15 protein-coding genes are annotated in these 15,634 nt (G+C 72.4%); 7 read left to right on the top strand and 8 right to left on the bottom strand.

Annotation, left to right across the window (positions count from 1 at the left end; translation table 11 throughout):
* The first annotated feature begins 44 nt into the window (after positions 1-44).
* Entirely contained in the window at positions 45-1,385 is a 1,341-nt protein-coding gene (locus ACFC96_RS07450; RefSeq protein WP_376610775.1) for an MFS transporter, read from the top strand.
* Here ACFC96_RS07450 and ACFC96_RS07445 read toward each other — a convergent pair whose 3' ends face one another.
* From ACFC96_RS07445 to ACFC96_RS07430, 4 genes are all read right to left on the bottom strand, one after another.
* Positions 1,386-2,003 (bottom strand): flavin reductase family protein, encoded by a 618-nt coding sequence (locus tag ACFC96_RS07445; RefSeq protein ID WP_376260390.1) that lies wholly within the window; start codon positions 2,001-2,003, stop codon positions 1,386-1,388.
* An 84-nt stretch (positions 2,004-2,087) separates the two neighbouring features.
* The gene (locus tag ACFC96_RS07440) at positions 2,088-2,876 is read right to left on the bottom strand and encodes an enoyl-CoA hydratase/isomerase family protein (RefSeq protein WP_376260388.1); all 789 of its coding nucleotides are present in this window, start codon (positions 2,874-2,876) and stop codon (positions 2,088-2,090) included.
* 50 nt (positions 2,877-2,926) lie between these two features.
* On the bottom strand, positions 2,927-5,143 hold the full coding sequence (locus tag ACFC96_RS07435) for an acetate--CoA ligase family protein (protein ID WP_376260387.1): 2,217 nt from the start codon (positions 5,141-5,143) through the stop codon (positions 2,927-2,929).
* Positions 5,144-5,383: 240 nt separating this feature from the next.
* Positions 5,384-6,535, bottom strand: a complete 1,152-nt coding sequence (locus ACFC96_RS07430; RefSeq protein ID WP_376610962.1) for a flavin-containing monooxygenase — start codon at positions 6,533-6,535, stop codon at positions 5,384-5,386.
* A 149-nt stretch (positions 6,536-6,684) separates the two neighbouring features.
* Between ACFC96_RS07430 and ACFC96_RS07425 the strand changes: the two genes are divergently transcribed.
* The 4 genes from ACFC96_RS07425 to ACFC96_RS07410 are packed head-to-tail and all read left to right on the top strand — an operon-like array spanning position 6,685 to position 9,038.
* Positions 6,685-7,137, top strand: a complete 453-nt coding sequence (locus ACFC96_RS07425; RefSeq protein ID WP_361042537.1) for a DoxX family protein — start codon at positions 6,685-6,687, stop codon at positions 7,135-7,137.
* On the top strand, positions 7,134-7,550 hold the full coding sequence (locus ACFC96_RS07420; RefSeq protein ID WP_376610773.1) for a Zn-ribbon domain-containing OB-fold protein: 417 nt from the start codon (positions 7,134-7,136) through the stop codon (positions 7,548-7,550). Before ACFC96_RS07425 ends, ACFC96_RS07420 begins: the two co-directional genes overlap by 4 nt.
* A 24-nt stretch (positions 7,551-7,574) precedes the next feature.
* A complete protein-coding gene (locus tag ACFC96_RS07415) occupies positions 7,575-8,456 on the top strand; it encodes a GNAT family N-acetyltransferase (RefSeq protein ID WP_376610771.1) in 882 nt (293 codons plus the stop codon).
* 6 nt (positions 8,457-8,462) lie between these two features.
* On the top strand, positions 8,463-9,038 hold the full coding sequence (locus tag ACFC96_RS07410) for a GNAT family N-acetyltransferase (RefSeq protein ID WP_376260380.1): 576 nt from the start codon (positions 8,463-8,465) through the stop codon (positions 9,036-9,038).
* Positions 9,039-9,049: 11 nt separating this feature from the next.
* Here ACFC96_RS07410 and ACFC96_RS07405 read toward each other — a convergent pair whose 3' ends face one another.
* From ACFC96_RS07405 to ACFC96_RS07390, 4 genes are all read right to left on the bottom strand, one after another.
* Positions 9,050-9,703: a pyridoxal 5'-phosphate synthase gene (locus tag ACFC96_RS07405; RefSeq protein WP_376260378.1), complete on the bottom strand. Its 654-nt coding sequence runs from the start codon at positions 9,701-9,703 to the stop codon at positions 9,050-9,052.
* Positions 9,704-9,805: 102 nt separating this feature from the next.
* A complete protein-coding gene (locus ACFC96_RS07400; protein WP_376610960.1) occupies positions 9,806-11,257 on the bottom strand; it encodes an amino acid permease in 1,452 nt (483 codons plus the stop codon).
* A gap of 152 nt (positions 11,258-11,409) precedes the next feature.
* Positions 11,410-12,366, bottom strand: a complete 957-nt coding sequence (locus tag ACFC96_RS07395) for a hypothetical protein (protein ID WP_376610770.1) — start codon at positions 12,364-12,366, stop codon at positions 11,410-11,412.
* A gap of 193 nt (positions 12,367-12,559) precedes the next feature.
* Positions 12,560-13,738: an acetyl-CoA acetyltransferase gene (locus ACFC96_RS07390; RefSeq protein ID WP_376260375.1), complete on the bottom strand. Its 1,179-nt coding sequence runs from the start codon at positions 13,736-13,738 to the stop codon at positions 12,560-12,562.
* A 142-nt stretch (positions 13,739-13,880) separates the two neighbouring features.
* Here ACFC96_RS07390 and ACFC96_RS07385 point away from each other — a divergent pair, with 142 nt between their 5' ends.
* Positions 13,881-15,083, top strand: coding sequence for an acyl-CoA dehydrogenase family protein (locus ACFC96_RS07385; RefSeq protein WP_376610769.1), 1,203 nt, complete (start codon positions 13,881-13,883; stop codon positions 15,081-15,083).
* A complete protein-coding gene (locus tag ACFC96_RS07380) occupies positions 15,083-15,559 on the top strand; it encodes a nitroreductase family deazaflavin-dependent oxidoreductase (RefSeq protein WP_376610767.1) in 477 nt (158 codons plus the stop codon). The genes ACFC96_RS07385 and ACFC96_RS07380 overlap by 1 nt, the downstream gene beginning before the upstream one ends.
* The last annotated feature ends 75 nt before the right edge of the window (positions 15,560-15,634 follow it).

Raw genomic sequence — 15,634 nt, 5'->3', positions numbered from 1 at the left:
GGGCCACTCGTCCCGGGTGGGCCGGTGATCCGATGCTGTCTTCCGTGACGCACACCACCGACATCGACGCCGCGGCCGAGGGCTCGCCCGGCGCGGGCGCCGCCCGTCCGCCGCGCCCCGGTCCCCGTATCCACCGCGCCTGGTTCGTGGCCGCCGTCACCTTCGTGACGATCATCGGCGCCGCCGCCTTCCGGTCCCTGCCGGGGCTGCTGATCGACCCGCTGAACGAGGAGTTCGGCTGGTCCCGCGGCACCATCGGGCTCGCCGTCTCCATCAACCTCGCGCTGTACGGGCTGACCGCGCCCTTCGCCGCCGCCCTCATGGACCGGTTCGGCATCCGGCGCGTGGTCGCCGCCGCCCTGGTCGTCATCGCGGCCGGCTCCGGACTGACCGTGTGGATGGACTCGGCCTGGCAGCTCCTGCTGTGCTGGGGCCTGCTCGTCGGGCTCGGCTCCGGCTCGATGGCCCTCGCGTTCGCCGCGACCGTCACCAACCGCTGGTTCACGGCCCGGCGCGGGCTCGTGACCGGCATCCTCACGGCCGCGTCCGCTTCGGGGCAGCTCATCTTCCTGCCCCTGCTCTCGTGGATCGTCGAGGCGCACAAGTGGCGGCCGGCGGCCGTGACGGTGGCGCTCGCGGCGCTCGCCGTCGTACCGTTCGTGTGGCTGCTGCTGCGTGACCATCCGGCCGACGTGGGCACCACCCCGTACGGCTCGCAGGACTTCGTCGAGAAGCCGCCGCCCGTCACCGGGGCCGCCCGCCGCACCGTGGGCGTGCTGTTCAAGGCCGCCCGCACGGGCCCCTTCTGGCTGCTCGCCGGGACCTTCGCGATCTGCGGCGCCTCCACGAACGGGCTCGTCCAGACGCACTTCGTGCCGGCCGCGCACGACCACGGGATGCCCATCACCGCGGCGGCCTCGCTGCTGGCCGTGGTGGGGGTCTTCGACGTCGTCGGAACGGTGGCGTCGGGCTGGTTCACCGACCGCTTCGACGCGCGGCGGCTGCTCGCGGTGTACTACGCGCTGCGCGGGATCTCCCTGCTGTTCCTGCCCATGCTCCTCGCGCCCTCCGTCCACCCGCCGATGATCTTCTTCATCGTCTTCTACGGGCTCGACTGGGTCGCCACCGTGCCGCCCACCCTGGCCCTGTGCCGTGAGCACTACGGGCAGGACAGCGCGATCGTGTTCGGCTGGGTGCTCGCCTCGCACCAGGTGGGCGCCGCGCTCGTCGCCTTCCTCGGCGGCGTCGCCCGTGACACGTTCGGCTCGTACGACGTCGTCTGGTACGCGTCCGGCGCGCTGTGCGCCGCGGCGGCCCTGATGGCGCTGGTCATCCGGCGCCGTCACGCCGACGCCGGTACGGGCCCGGTGGCCCCACTCGCCTGATCAGGGCGCGAAGCGGCCGAACGCGCCCTTGTGGAACAGCAGAGGGGACGCCTCGCCGTCCCCCGTCCCGAGCGCCTCCACCCGGCCCACCACGATGAGGTGGTCCCCGCCGGTGTGGACGGCGTGGATCGTGCAGTCGACCCACGCGGGCGCGCCCGCGATCCGCGGCGAGCCCGTCACGGGCGCCGCGTCGTGCTCGACACCCGCGAACTTGTCCGCTCCGCTCACCGCGAAGGACCGGCACAGCGCGCCCTGGTCCGCGCCCAGCACGTTCACGCAGAAGACGCCGGCGCTCGCGATGCGCGGCCAGGTCGTGGACGTACGGGCCACCATGAACGCCACCAGCGGCGGGTCCAGGGAGAGCGAGGAGAAGGACTGGCAGGCGAACCCCGCGGGGGGAGCGCCGGGGTGCGGGGGCGGCGCCGTCACGACGGTGACCCCGGTGGCGAAGTGCCCGAGGACGCGGCGGAACTCGCCGGGATCCAGTGGCGCCCGCTCGTCCTCGCCCACGGCCCGTAGCTCCGGACGCGGCAGTGCGTCCACCGGCTCGGCCGATGTGGGCGCACCGACCGACCGGAGGTACCTGACCACCGTCGCTGCCATTCCCGCGTGTCCCATCACATCTACGATTGAAGCTGACGAGCCGTCAGATAGGAAGTGGCGGGCGCGGATTGGCTGACGGCGTCCCGCGGCGCAGGCCGGCTACCGGCCTCTGTACGCCGGGTCGCGCCGCTCCTTGAAGGAGGCGACGCCCTCCTGCGCGTCCGCCGTCGTCATGTTGATCTCCTGAGCCGCCGCCTCCGCCGCGAACGCCGTCGCGCGGTCCGACTCCAGGGAGGCGTTGACCAGCTGCTTGGTCAGGGCGATGGCCCGGGTCGGGCCGCTCGCCAGGCGCGCGGCCCACTCCTGGGCCGTCTTGCGCAGCTCCCCGTCCGGGACTGTGCGGTTGACCAGGCCCAGGCGTTCCGCGTCCGCCGAGGAGAGCGCGTCGCCGAAGAACATCAGCTCCTTGGCCCGCTGCGGCCCGATCAGGCGCGGCAGCAGATAGGCGCCGCCGCCGTCCGGGACCAGGCCGCGGCGCGCGAAGACCTCGATGAACCGGGCCGACTCCGCCGCGAGCACCAGGTCACAGGCGAACGCCAGATGCGCGCCGATGCCGGCCGCCGTCCCGTTGACCGCCGCGACGACCGGCTTCTCGCAGTCCATGACCGCCGCGATCAGACGCTGCGCGCCGAGCCGGATCGTGCGGGCGACGTCGCCGGGCACACGGGGCCCGGTGGCCGGAGCGCCCCGCAGGTCCGCGCCGGCGCAGAAACCCCTGCCGGTCGCCGTGATGACGACGGCACGCACGTCCGGGTCCGCACCGGCGCCGTTCAGGATGCCGATGATCTCCTCGCGCTGGTCCCAGGTCAGCGCGTTCATGGCCTCGGGGCGGTTGAGCGTGATCCAGGTGACGGCGTCGGCGGTCGTGCACTCGATGGTGGCGGACATGACCTCTTCTTCCCTGTACGGAGGCGGGCGGTGGGCGGTGCCGGCGGATCTCAGTGGCAGACGGCGAGCGCGTCGAGCGCCACGGCGCCCTGGCCACGGGGGAGCACCATCAGCGGGTTGATGTCCAGCTCGGCGAGTTCGTCGCCCAGTTCGAGGGCCATGCGCTGGACCCGCAGGACGACCTCCACCAGCGCGTCCAGGTCCACGGGCGGCGCCCCCCGCATCCCGTCCAGGAGGGGCCGGCCCCGTAGTTCGTCGAGCATCGCCCGCGCCTGGTCCTCCGCGAACGGAGGCACCCGCACCGCCGTGTCGCGCAGCACCTCCACGAGTACACCGCCCAGGCCCACCGTCACCGTCGGGCCGAACAGGTCGTCCTGGGTGACCCCGACGACCATCTCCACGCCCCGCTCGACCATCTGGCAGACCAGGACGCCGTCCAGGTCGAGGCCCTCGTAGCGGGCGATGTCGGTGAGTTCCCGGTAGGCGTCCCTGACCTGGCTGGCCGAGGTCAGGCCGACCTTGACCAGGCCCAGGTCCGACTTGTGGGCCAGCCGCGCGCCGGACGCCTTCATGACGACGGGGTAGCCGACCTGCCCGGCCGCCCGTACCGCCGCCGCGGCGCTGGTCACGAGCTGCTCGCGCGGTACGCGGATGCCGTACGCGCGCAGGAGCTGCTTCGCGGCGTGCTCGCTGAGCTGGCGGCCCGGACGCATCAGGGCCTGCGCCTTGCGGAAGGAGGGGGAGGGCGTGCGGGGCGCGTCGGTGAACGGGGAACGGTAGGCGGCGGTGAACCGGTGGTGGTCCAGATAGGCCCGGACGGCCGTGATGCAGTTGCCGAACGTGCGGAACGTCGCGAGGCGAGAGGAGCCGAGAAGCGTCTCGCGGTAGGCGTCCTCGGTGCCGAGGGGCGATCCCCAGACGACACAGATCAGCTTGTCCGTGCGCTCCGCCGCCTCCGCCAGGTCCCGGGCCAGTTTGTCGCTCATCGGCGGGAACGGACCGGTGATCGGGCAGATCAGGACGCCGATGGACGGGTCCTGGAGGATCGACTCGATGATCTTGGGGCCGCGCCAGTCACCCACCGGGTGGCCGCCGTTGTCGATCGGGTTCGCGACGTTGAGGTACTCCGGGATCCACTGGTGCAGCTCCCGCTGCTTCTCCTCGGACAGCGACGGCAGGGTCAGTCCCGCGCGGGTGGCCAGATCGGCGAAGTGGGCGCCGGTGCCTCCCGATATCGAGTAGACCGCCACGCCGTCCGCCCGCGGGGGCCGGGCCCGCGCCAGCAGGGCGGCGGTGTCCTGGAGCTCGTCGAGTCCGTCGACCCTGACCACGCCGAACTGCCGCATCGCCGCGTCCACCACCGTGTCCGCGCCGGTCAGCTTGCCGGTGTGCGAGGCCGCCATGCGGGCGCCCGCCTCGGTCCGGCCGACCTTGACGGCCACGACGGGCACGCCGTTGCGGGCCGCGCGGTCCGCCGCGAGGAGGAAGGCGCGGCCGTCCTTCAGGCCCTCCACGTAACACGCGATCGCCCCGACCTCGGGCTGCTCGGCGAAGTACGAGACGAAGTCCGCCGTCTCCAGGTCCGCCTCGTTGCCCGTGGGCGCCCAGTGGGAGAGCCGTACGCCCAGTTCCTGCATCGTGTAGAGGGGGCGACCCTGGTGGCCCGACTGCGTGATGAGGGCGATCGCCGGTCCTTCGAGGTCGTCGCGGAACTCGGAGAACGCGTTCAGGTTCGTGTTCGGGCCCAGCAGCCGCATGCCCGAGCGGCTGACCGCCGCGGACAGGGACGACTGCGCTGCCGCTCCTTCCTCGCCGGTCTCCGCGAAGCCGGACGCGAACGCCACCGCGAACTTCACCTTGGCCTGGGCCAGTTCCTCGATGACCGGCAGCGGGTCCGAGATGAGGAGTACGGCGAGGTCGACGGGTTCGGGCAGCGCGGAGACGCCCGGCGAGCACGGGATGCCGAAGACGGTCTCGCGGGTGGGGTGCACGGGGTGGAGGCGGGCGCCCACGCGCTGCGCCCACGCGATCAGCTGGCGCGTGATGCCCGTGTTCGGGCGGCCCTCGGCGTCGGACGCGCCGATGACCGCGATCGATTCGGGCCGGAAGAAACGGTCCAGGTCAGGCACCTCACGGTGCAGTGGCCTGCCGCTCACGTCCAGGTCGTCCGTCCTGCCGTGCACGGCAGGTGCCGGCTGCTCTCCGCAGGCGATCGTGCGGGCCCGGCGGGGGTCGGTGGTCAGGGTGCCGTATGTCGATCCAAGCATCGGGTCCGCCCGCTCCTCGACTGGTGCTCACTAACTGACGTTGTGTCAGATTACTGAACTGACGCTGTGTCAGGAACAGGGCTGCACGCAAAGGCTGTTACGGGTGTTCCCGCGGGCGGGCCGGTTGGAACGGCGGGATGTGGCCACTGTGGGCGGGTGTGACGGACGGGATGCGGGCGGGTGTGCGGATGGGCGGGCAGGCGGAAGGGAGGGTCGGCGGCGGGGCGGCGGTGGCCGGGGTCAGCCCGCGATCACCTTCGCGATCTTCCGTGCGTCCAGGGCCAGTTCGCGGAACATGCCGCTGATCGGGTTCGTGTACCCCGTGAAATAGAGGCCGGGCGCGGCGGGGGCCGTCCGCCGGCCGTGCGTGGTCGGGCGGCCCCGGGCGTCCAGGACGCCGAGGTGGCCCACCAGGTCCTCCAGTGCGCGGCGGTAACCCGTCGCCGCGATCACCGCGTCGGGCGCGATGCGTGTGCCGTCGGCGAGGACCACCTTGCCGTCCTCGAACGACTCGACGGCCGCGACGGGTTCGACCCTGCCCGTGCGCACGGCGTCGATCAGGCCGACGTCCTGCACGGGGATCGCGCCCTCGCGCACCCGTGAGTAGAGGCCGGTCGTGGGTCTGGGCAGGCCCTGTTCCGTCAGGTCGGGCACGCTGAGCTTCGCCATGGGGCGCGCCAGGCGGTCCACGATCGCCACGGGCAGCCTGCGGCAAAGGATGCCGGTCCGCTGCGCGGGCCAGCCCGCGGTGGACCGGCGCACGATGTGGGGCGCCGTACGCACCGCGAGCCTGACACGGGACGCGCCGCCCTCGGCCAGGTCCACGGCGATCTCGGCGCCCGTGTTGCCGACGCCGACGACGAGCACGTCGCGGCCCGCGTACGGCGTGGCGTTGCGGTAGTCGCCCGCGTGGAGGAGCTCGCCGGAGTACGAGGAACGGCCCGGCCAGTCGGGCAGGCGGGGGGTGTGGTTGAAGCCTGTGGCGACCACGACGGCGCTCGCGGCCAGTTCGCGACCGCCCGAGGCGCGTACGAGCCAGCCGTCGTCCGTGCGTTCCACGCGGGAGACCGCCACGCCGGTGACGATCTCCAGCTGGTGGAACTCGGCGTACTTCTCCAGGTAGCGCACGACGTCGTCGCGGGACACCCAGCGGCCGAAGCGACGCGGGATCGCGAGGCCGGGGAGCCCGGAGAGCTTGCGGGTGGTGTGCAAATGGAGGCGGTCGTAGTGGCGGCGCCAAGATGCCCCGACGTGTTCGGACTTCTCCAGGATCACGGCTCTGACGCCCCGCTCGCGCAGCGCCGCGGCCGCGGCGAGACCGCCCGGGCCGCCCCCGATGACGTACACGGGGCGGTCCTGGGTGCGTGCGGTGGGCGCGGGCTCGGTGACCATGAGTGCGAGCGTAATCACGGTTCGATTTGATGGGTCTCGGTCAAGACCGGAATCGGTTGCGAATTCATCACGGCGTACGCCCCTTGCGGTGGCGCCCCCGTGTGCGCTGAACTGACGTTCCGTCAGAAACGGAGAGGAGGGCCCCGGTCGTGGACTCGATCTGGCTCGACGGCGTCGAATGGCTGGCCGTGCTGCGCATAGGCCTCGGACTGTGGTGGCTGGAGAGCTGGCGGCACAAGGACAAGAAGGGCTGGTTCGAGCGGGGCACCGGCATCGCCTGGGCCGCCGACGTCGCCGCGAAGCACCGGTGGAACGCCGTACGCAGCGGATTCGGCGCCGTCGTCACCCCGCGGCCGAAAGTGATGGCGTACATCGTCGTCTACGCCGAACTGGCCCTGGGCCTCGGCCTCGTGGTGGGCCTGCTGACCCCCGTGGCCCTCGTCGGCGGACTGCTCCTGAACCTCCTGTACCTGGTCCTGATGATCCACGACTGGGCCGAGCAGGGGCAGAACGCGATGATGGCCCTCATCTCGCTCGTGGCGCTCTTCGCCATGTCCTGGCAGGCCTGGTCCCTCGACGCGGCGATCGGACTGTTCCTGTGACCCTTCCCGCGACCGTACGGTTCGACCTCCCCGAGCCCGACGCCTTCACCCGCCCCTACTGGGACGCGGCCGCCGACGGGACGCTGCTGCTCCGCCGCTGCCGCGCGTGCGAGCGGGCCCATCACTACCCGCGCGAGTTCTGCCCGCACTGCTGGAGCGAGGACGTGGCGTGGGAGCGGGCGTCCGGAAGGGCCGTCCTCTACACCTGGTCCGTCGTCCACCGCAACGACCTGCCGCCCTTCGGCACCCGCACCCCCTACGTCGCGGCCGTCGTCGACCTCGCGGAGGGCCCGCGGATGATGACGGAGATCGTGGACGCCGACGGCGACGACCTGCGCACGGGCATGCCGCTGGAGGTCACCTTCCGTCAGGTCGAGGGTTTCTCCGTGCCGGTATTTCGCTCGCGGACGTGAGGGGAGGGGCGGCACCATGCGGTCATGACAGAGAGCCCCGTGCCCGGCTGGCACCTCACCGCCGACGTCGACGACTTCCTCGCCCGCGCGGGCGGCTACCTGCGCGCCGAGCCCGCCCTGCACACGGTCGTCCTCAGCGTCACCGCGAGCCTGCGGGAACGGGGGCCGGCGGTGTACGGGGCGCAGGGGCAGCTCTTCGGCGTGCTGTACGGGCCGGACGGCGGCGTGAGCGGGACGTTCCTGTGGACGAAGCCCTTCCGGCTCCATGTCAGCCCCCTGGACGGGGAGCAGGCGGACGCGCTCGCCGTCGCGCTCCAAGGGCGGGCGGTGACCGGCGTGTTCGGGGTCGACTCGGCCTCCGCCGCCTTCGCCGACGCCTGGCAGTCCCGCACGGGCGCGGTGGCCCGCCGGGCCGTCGAGCAGCGCCTGTACCGGCTCGGGGACCTCACCCCGCCGCTGCCCGCACCCGCCGGGCGGCCCCGCGTCGCCACCGAGGCGGACCGGGAGCTGCTGGTCCGGTGGCGCACCGCGTTCGACGTGGACACCGGCACTCCGGGCGGCGCCTCGGGCTCGCAGGAATGGGCCGACGAGCGGATCTCGTACGGCGGTGTCACCCTCTGGGAGAGCGCGGACGGCGTGCCCGTCTCCATGGCCGGTGTGACCCGCCAGGCCGCCGGAGCGGTCCGGGTCGCACCCGTCTACACACCGAAGGAGCTGCGCGGCCGCGGCTACGCGGGAGCGGTCACCGCCGAGGTCAGCCGCGCCGCCCGGGCCGCGGGCGCGAGCGAGGTGCTCCTCTTCACCGACCTCGCCAACGCGACGAGCAACGGCCTGTACCTGCGGATCGGCTACCGTCCCGTGCGGGACTTCGCCGTCCACACCTTCACCGCACCCGAGAACGGCTGACACCTCATGACCGATGCTCCCGAGATACGTGGTCACGGACTCCTTCTGCGGGGCTGGCGGGCCGGGGACGAGGGGGATGCCGCCGCGGTGCTGCGCGGGCTCGACGACCCCGAGTTCCGGCGCTGGAACACCCCGCTCACCCCGGTCGACGACCTCGCCGCCGCCCATGCGTACCTGCGCTCACGCCAGGACGCGCTCAAGAGCGGCGAATCCGTGTCCTGCTGCGTCACCGACGAGAGCAGCGGGGAAGTGCTCGGACACGTCGGCCTCAACATGATCATGCCCGTGTTCCGCAGCGCCCATGTCGGCTACTGGGTGCTGCCCGAGGCCCGGGGGCGCGGGGTCGCGACGCGTGCGCTGATCCTCGCCTCACGGCTGGCGTTCGGCGAACTCGGCCTCCACCGGCTCGAACTGGGGCACGCCCTCGGGCACGAGGCGTCCTGCCGGATCGCCGAGCGCGGCGGATACCGGTACGAGGGCACCCTGCGCGGAGCGATGTTCGAGGAGGGGCGGCAGGACGCCTTCCGTGACGCGCACCTGCACGCCCGCCTCGCCACGGACCCGGAGCCCCCGGTGGCGTGAGGCCCGCCCGGTCACGGCCAGAGCAGCTCCCGTACCCAGCCCGTCTCCGTCCTGCGGTACCTGAGGCGGATGTGGCGGCGGCGGGCGTCGCCCTGGAAGAACTCCACCTCGCGCGGCGCCAGCGCGTAGGCCGTCCAGGTCGGGGCGGGGGCCGTCGGATCGGCCTGCGCGCGCTCCCATGCGGCGGCCGAGGCCGACTCCAGTTCCTCCTGCGAGCCGAGGACCTCGCTCTGGTGGCCGACCAGGGCCGCCGCCAGCGCTCCCGTCGAGCGGACGTGGAGGTCGGCCTGGCTCACCTCGGGCGACCGCGTGGTGACATCCCCGCGTACGCGGATCTGGCGGCCCTGCGCCGGCCAGTAGAAACCGAGCGCGGCCCGCGGGTGCGCGGCGAGCTGGCGGCCCTTGGCGCTGCCCACGTGGGACGCGAAGTGGAAGCCGTCCTCGTCGGCGCCGTGCAGCATCACGGTACGGACGTCGGGCAGGCCGTCGCCGTCCACCGTGGCGAGGGACGGGGTGTGCGGCTCGGTCTGGCCCGCGGCGACGGCCTCGGCGAACCACTCGACGAAGAGCGGCAGCGGTGCGGGCGGGGCCGCGGACGGGTCGAACACGGGCAGTTCGGTGTCCCAGACGCGCAGGGACTTCAGGATCTCTCGCAGTTCCGGCATGCACCGATTCTGGCGGTGCACGCGAGCGCCCCGCCGACCGGTCCGACCGGAAGGCGGGGCGACCCGTGTGCCGGATGAGCAGAGTCCGTCGGGCGAGGCCCGTCAGATCAGGTCCATCGCCGCGACCTCGTCCGGGCTGCCGTAGCTGACCGGGCCCTGGAAGCGGCGGCGGGCCGTCGCGAACCACCACACCGTCGCGATCACGAGGACGGCGACCAGTGCGATCGGCGCGTAGTTGAACGAGGTCGCGTTGATCGGGGACGCCTGCGGCAGCATGAACAGGACGCTGCTCGCCACGATCCAGACCACCGCGACCGCGGCCACCGGCTTGCCCCAGCGGCCCAGATTCCACGGCCCCTGCTGGAAGTCGCCGTGGCGCAGGCGCAGATAGATCGGGACGGCGTAGGCGAGGTAGAGACCCACGACGTTGACGCTCACGATCGCGGTGAACGCCGTGTGCGACCACCAGCCCGGCACCACGAGGACCAGCGAGCAGGCCGCCGCGAGCCACACGGCCTTCACGGGCGTACGCGTACGCGAGGAGACCGAGTGCCACCAGCGCGAGCCCGGCATGGCGCCGTCACGCGAGAAGGCGAAGATCTGGCGGGTGTTGCTCGTCATGTTGGCCAGGCCGCAGAACAGCATCGAGCCGATCACGATCAGCAGCAGGAGCTTCGCCGTCGTCATGCCGAGCGCGTCGATGAGGATCTGCACGGGCGGCGCCGACGCGCTCGCCTGGGCCGCGTAGTCGCCGATCGCGAAGACGAGGGCCAGCATCAGGACCAGGCCGGTGACGGCGGAGTAGCCGATCGACCGCATGATGCCCTTCGGCGCGTTGACCGTCGCCCGGACCGTCTCCTCCGACATGTGGAAACTGCCGTCGAAGCCGGTGAACGTCCAGCTGGTCACGAGGAGGCCGAGCAGAGCCGCGTACATCCCGTTGGAGAAGCCGGTGTTGTTGGTGAACTGCGTGACGATCGACGCCGACCGGTGATGGTCCGGTACGGCGATCAGCGCGACCACGATGACCACCATGCCGACGAGGAGCCACCACACGGAGATCCGGTTGACCAGCGCCACCAGCTGCACCGTGTACGTGTTGGCGAGCGCCTGGAGCAGCAGGATCACCGCCGTGATGAGGACCGTCTGCTGTGCCGTCGCGTGGTACGACGGCCACTGCATGACGAGGAACGCCTGGATGAACGTCGCCGCCGCGTAGCCCGTCGCCGCGGTGCCGCCGACCTGCCCCACGAAATTCAGCCAGCCCGTGTACCAGGACCAGGCGCCCTTGTGGCGTTTCGCCAGCTTGCCCGCCGAGAAATAGAGCGCCCCGCTCGTCGGATACGCCGATGCGATTTCGGCCATCGACGCACCGACGAAAAGCACCATGGCCGCGACGGCTATCCAGCCGAACACGAGAATACGCGGCCCGCCGGCGTTCATTCCGAACCCGAAGGAGGAGAAGATGCCGGAGATGATGTTGATGATCGTGAAGGAAATCGCGAAATTGTCGAACGCCTTGAAGCGCCGGGTCAGCTTCCGCGGGTAGCCCATCGCGTGCAGCGTCGCGTCGTCGTCGAGCGCGGCGGCGGGCCGCCCGGATCTGGTGGGGGACGTGGGGGGAGTGGGTGCGCTGGTCAGGGGGTCGGACACCATCTCGGCCTTCCGGTGGGGGGAATTTCCGAAACCTGTGGGGCGGACGTGGATCAGGTGCTGTGGGGGACCGGCAGGCCGCACGCGCGCCGCGCCCTGCTGAGCTGTTCCTCGGGGTCGCCGAAGACGCTCCACGGCATCCGGGACGCGTACGGGCCCATGGCCGTGAACACCGCGCGCGCCTCGAAGGCGCACTGCGCCATGTGCAGCGCGTGCGCCAGATACGCCAGGTCGAGAACCGGTGTGAAGCGGTATCCGGGCACCTGCGGCAGCCAGTTCCGGTACGCGCCGAGCGCCGTCGCCTTCCACTGCGGCTGATCCCAGGTGTGCTCGGCGAGAAGGTGCGCCGGGTTGTGGCCCTCGACGAGGGTGACCAGGGGCAGCAGACGCAGCGGGGACGAGGCAGGGGCGCGCTGGCTCAGATACGCGGCCACGTCCCAGGCCGCGTTCGCGCTGCCGCCGTGCCGGGTGAAGAAGAACGCCAGGAACTGGTGGTGGGCCTCGCGGTGCCAGGGGTCGAGGCGCGTGACGTGCTCGAACTGCGCCCAGGGTCCACGGGGCTCGGTGAGCAGGCCCTGCGGCGCGCGGTCGCGGGGCCGCTGGAGGCGGGCCAGGGAGAGCCGGGCGGCCCACGGGGTGGGGTCCTTGGGCGCGAGGTCCGAGGCCCGGTCGCAGGCGGCGAGCGCTATCCGGCCCAGCGCGCCGATGCGCCGGTCGTACGACTGGGCGGCGCGCAGGGTCCGGAACACGGCGACGCGCGCCCACAGCAGGGCGGCGTCGGGGCCGGGCTCCTCCTCGAGCCAGCGTTCCGCGAGGTCGGATTCGGCGGCGACGGAGGCCAGGACCAGGGAGCGGTGGGCGCGCAGGCCGAAGTCGCCGTGCGTTTCCCTGAGGACGGAGTGCGCGCCGAAGTAGCGGCCCGCCCGCAAATCCGTACAGGCCCTGGCCAGCTCTCGGTCATCGGCGGCGGGATGCCAGACGTACTGTCCTTCGAACGAGCCGGCGGCCATGCTCCCCTGCCACTGTTCTGCTTTTCCGTACGGACGACGGGGAGCACCCTACTCAGGATCATGCCCTACGGAAACCGGGCATCCGAAATAACAGGTTCCGGGTTGTTCATGACGCGGCGCATGCGTGGCCGCGATCGGTTTATTGAAATTGCAAATTTGTTGTGCCGATTCCCCGTTTCTCATGGACGCGGCCTCAGGACGTGCCCAGCACCACCGTTCCCGACGAGCAGAACCATCCGCCCGTACCGGATGCCACCGCGAGCCGTGGAAGCCGCCCGCCCGCCTTGCGCACCTGGCGCTCCCCGGCCTCGCCCCGCAGCTGCCGCACCGCCTCCACCAGCAGGAACAGGCCGCGCATTCCCGGGTGTTGGGCCGAGAGACCGCCGCCGTCCGTGTTCGTCGGGAGCCCGCCGTCCCGCAGCAGCCGCCCCTTCTCCACGAACGATCCGCCCTCGCCCTTCGCGCAGAACCCCAGATCCTCCAGCGTCACCAGCGTCATGTAGGTGAAGGCGTCGTAGATCTCCGCGAGGTCGATCTCGTCGGGGGTGACGCCCGCCCGCTCGAAGGCGAGCTTCCCGCTGACGGCCGCCGGGGACACGGTGAAGTCGTCCCACTCGGACATCGTCGTGTGTGACACGTACTCGCCCGAACCGAGCACCCACACCGGGGACTTGGCGCAGTCGGGCAGCAGGTCCTCGGCGACGAGCAGGGCCGCGGCGCCGCCGTCCGAGCGCAGGCAGCAGTGCAGTTTCGTGAACGGGTCGGCGATCATCGGCCCGTCGAGCACGTCGTCCACGGTGACCGGGTCGCGGAACATGGCCTCCGGGTTCAGCGCCGCGTTCGCCCGCGCCTGCACGGCGACCTCGGCGAGCTGCTCCAGGGTCGTGCCGTACTCGTGCATGTGGCGCCGCGCCGCCATCGCGTACTTGGCGATCAGCGAGTGCCCGTACGGCACCTCGAACTGGAGCGGCCCGCGGGCGCCGAAGCTCAGGTTCGACGTGCGCCGCCGGGCCTTGATGTCGGCACGGGCCGTCGACCCGTACACGAGCAGGACGGCGCGCGCGTGGCCCTGGGCGATGGCGTCCGCGGCGTGCGCCGCCATGACCTCCCAGGTGGAGCCGCCGACCGAGGTCGAGTCCACCCAGCGGGGCTTGAGGCCGAGATACTCGGCGACCTCGACCGGGGCGAGGATGCCGAGGCCCGCGCCGGCGAACCCGTCGACGACGTCGGGGGTGAGCCCGGCGTCGGCGACGGCGCGGCGGGCGGCCTGGGCGTGCAGGGCGTACGGAGTGGCCTCGTCCACGCGGCCGCAGTCGGAGAGGGCGATGCCGGCGATGGCGACCCGGCGGGAACCGTGAAGTGCGGCAGTCATGAATCTGACGGTACATCAGATCTGTCGATCTGCCAGAGCCTCTCTCCGCGCACATCTCTGTGCTTCCCGGCTCCGCCGCCCTAACATGACGCCCCGTCAGAACAGGGGTTCCGGGGTCGCCGGGCCCCGGGGAGGAGCCCGTATGGACGCCGCCTTCACCGCGGAACAGGACGAGATCCGCCGCACCCTGCACGAACTCATGAACAAACGCTGCGGCCCCGAAGACGTCAAGGCCGCCGTCGGCACCCCCGCCGGCTACGACCCGGCCCTGTGGTCGGCCCTCGGCGGCGAACTGGGCCTGCCCGGCCTGGCGCTCCCCGAGCGCTACGGCGGAGTCGGCTGCGGAACCACCGAACTCGCCCTGGCCTGCGAGGAGTCGGGCCGCGCCGTGGCCCCCTCCCCGCTCCTCGCCACCGCGGCGCTCGCCGCCCCGCTCCTCCTCGCCCTCGGCACCGAGGCGCAGCGCGCCGAACTGCTGCCCCGCATCGCGTCGGGCGCCCTGACCGCGACCCTCGCCGTGCCCGGCGAAGGCCTCGCCACCGCGCTCGGCCTGACCGGCGACAACCGCGGCGACTGGTCGGGCGGCGGCCGCGCGGGCGGCGTCCAGGCCAGGCAGGACGCCCGCGGTGGCGCCGGCTGGCGCCTGTACGGACAGGCCGACCAGGTCCTCGACGGACACAGCGCCGGCCTCCTGATCGTCGCCGCGCACACCGGTGGCTTCGCCCGCTCGCGGACCCTGCTCTTCCTCGTGCACGGCGACGCGGAGGGAGTCGTCAGGACCCGCCGGACCTCCCTCGACGAGACGCGCCCCCGCGCCCGGGTCGAACTGCGGGACGTGGCGGCCGAGTTGCTGGGCTCCGGCGAGGGGGACGAGGTGGCCGCGGCCCTGGCGGCCATGGGCGACGCGGCCGCGACCGTACTCGCCGCGGAAGCCGTCGGCGCCGCCGGGCGCGCCCTGGAACGGACCGTCGAGCATGTGCGCGGGCGGGAGCAGTTCGGGCGGCCCGTCGGCTCCTTCCAGGCGGTCAAGCACCGCCTCGCAGACGTCTACGTCCAGGTGCAGGCGGCGCGCTCCGCGGCGTACTACGCGGCCTGGTCGACGGGCTTCGAAGGCGGGGAGCGCACGGGCGGTCTCGCCCTCGCCCAGGCCCTGGAAGCGCTGCGCACCGCCGCGTCCGAGGCCGTCCAGCTGCACGGCGGCATCGGCTTCACCTGGGAGCACGACGCCCACCTCTACCTCAAGCGCGCGACCGGCGACGAACTGCTCTTCGGCCCCGCCCACCTGCTGCGCGCACGCGCCGCGGAATCCGCCGGGCTCTTCACCCGTCAGGAGGCGACGGCCTGATGGCGCCACCCGGAGCAAGACTGCTGCAGAAGGTCTCGTCGACCCGCGCCTTCGCCCGCGTCGCCCCCCACTTCATCCCCGCGATGGACCGCACCGTGCACCGGCTCACCCGGGGAAAGGTGCTGCTCAGCGCCCAGATGCTGCCGGGGGTCATCCTGACGGCGCGGGGCGCGAGAAGCGGACTCGCACGGCGTACGCCACTCGCGTGCATGCCCGAGCCGGAGGCCGGTACCTGGCTGCTGATCGGGTCCAACTTCGGCCGCCCGGGACATCCCGCCTGGACGGCGAACCTGCTGGCCCATCCGGAGGCCGACATCAACTGGAAGGGCGAGGACATCCCGGTCACCGCGCGGCTGCTCGACTCCGCCGAGCGGGAGGAGGCCTGGGCGGCGGTGCTGACGTTCTGGCCGCCGTACGCGACGTACCAGGCGAGGGTGGAACGGGAGATCAGGCTCTTCCGGCTGGCGCGACGATAGGGCGGACCAGGGGATGGAACTGCAACAGCGGCGGCTCACGTGACACGCGAACCGCCGCTGCTCGACAGGAACTGG

Source organism: Streptomyces sp. NPDC055955 (assembly GCF_042270245.1).
GTDB lineage: Bacteria > Actinomycetota > Actinomycetes > Streptomycetales > Streptomycetaceae > Streptomyces.
The sequence above is the reverse complement of the archived record's forward strand: the minus strand, read 5'-3'. Positions and strand labels throughout refer to the sequence as shown.

Excerpts from the sequence above, each read along its gene's own strand:
- ACFC96_RS07415 (WP_376610771.1), top strand. The coding sequence starts at position 7,575 with ATGACAGAGAGCCCCGTGCCCGGCTGGCACCTCACCGCCGACGTCGAC.
- ACFC96_RS07430 (WP_376610962.1), bottom strand. The coding sequence starts at position 6,535 with ATGGTCACCGAGCCCGCGCCCACCGCACGCACCCAGGACCGCCCCGTG.
- ACFC96_RS07405 (WP_376260378.1), bottom strand. The coding sequence starts at position 9,703 with ATGCCGGAACTGCGAGAGATCCTGAAGTCCCTGCGCGTCTGGGACACC.
- ACFC96_RS07395 (WP_376610770.1), bottom strand. The coding sequence starts at position 12,366 with ATGGCCGCCGGCTCGTTCGAAGGACAGTACGTCTGGCATCCCGCCGCC.
- ACFC96_RS07410 (WP_376260380.1), top strand. The coding sequence starts at position 8,463 with ATGACCGATGCTCCCGAGATACGTGGTCACGGACTCCTTCTGCGGGGC.
- ACFC96_RS07445 (WP_376260390.1), bottom strand. The coding sequence starts at position 2,003 with ATGGGACACGCGGGAATGGCAGCGACGGTGGTCAGGTACCTCCGGTCG.
- ACFC96_RS07390 (WP_376260375.1), bottom strand. The coding sequence starts at position 13,738 with ATGACTGCCGCACTTCACGGTTCCCGCCGGGTCGCCATCGCCGGCATC.
- ACFC96_RS07440 (WP_376260388.1), bottom strand. The coding sequence starts at position 2,876 with ATGTCCGCCACCATCGAGTGCACGACCGCCGACGCCGTCACCTGGATC.
- ACFC96_RS07385 (WP_376610769.1), top strand. The coding sequence starts at position 13,881 with ATGGACGCCGCCTTCACCGCGGAACAGGACGAGATCCGCCGCACCCTG.
- ACFC96_RS07400 (WP_376610960.1), bottom strand. The coding sequence starts at position 11,257 with ATGGGCTACCCGCGGAAGCTGACCCGGCGCTTCAAGGCGTTCGACAAT.
- ACFC96_RS07380 (WP_376610767.1), top strand. The coding sequence starts at position 15,083 with ATGGCGCCACCCGGAGCAAGACTGCTGCAGAAGGTCTCGTCGACCCGC.
- ACFC96_RS07435 (WP_376260387.1), bottom strand. The coding sequence starts at position 5,143 with ATGCTTGGATCGACATACGGCACCCTGACCACCGACCCCCGCCGGGCC.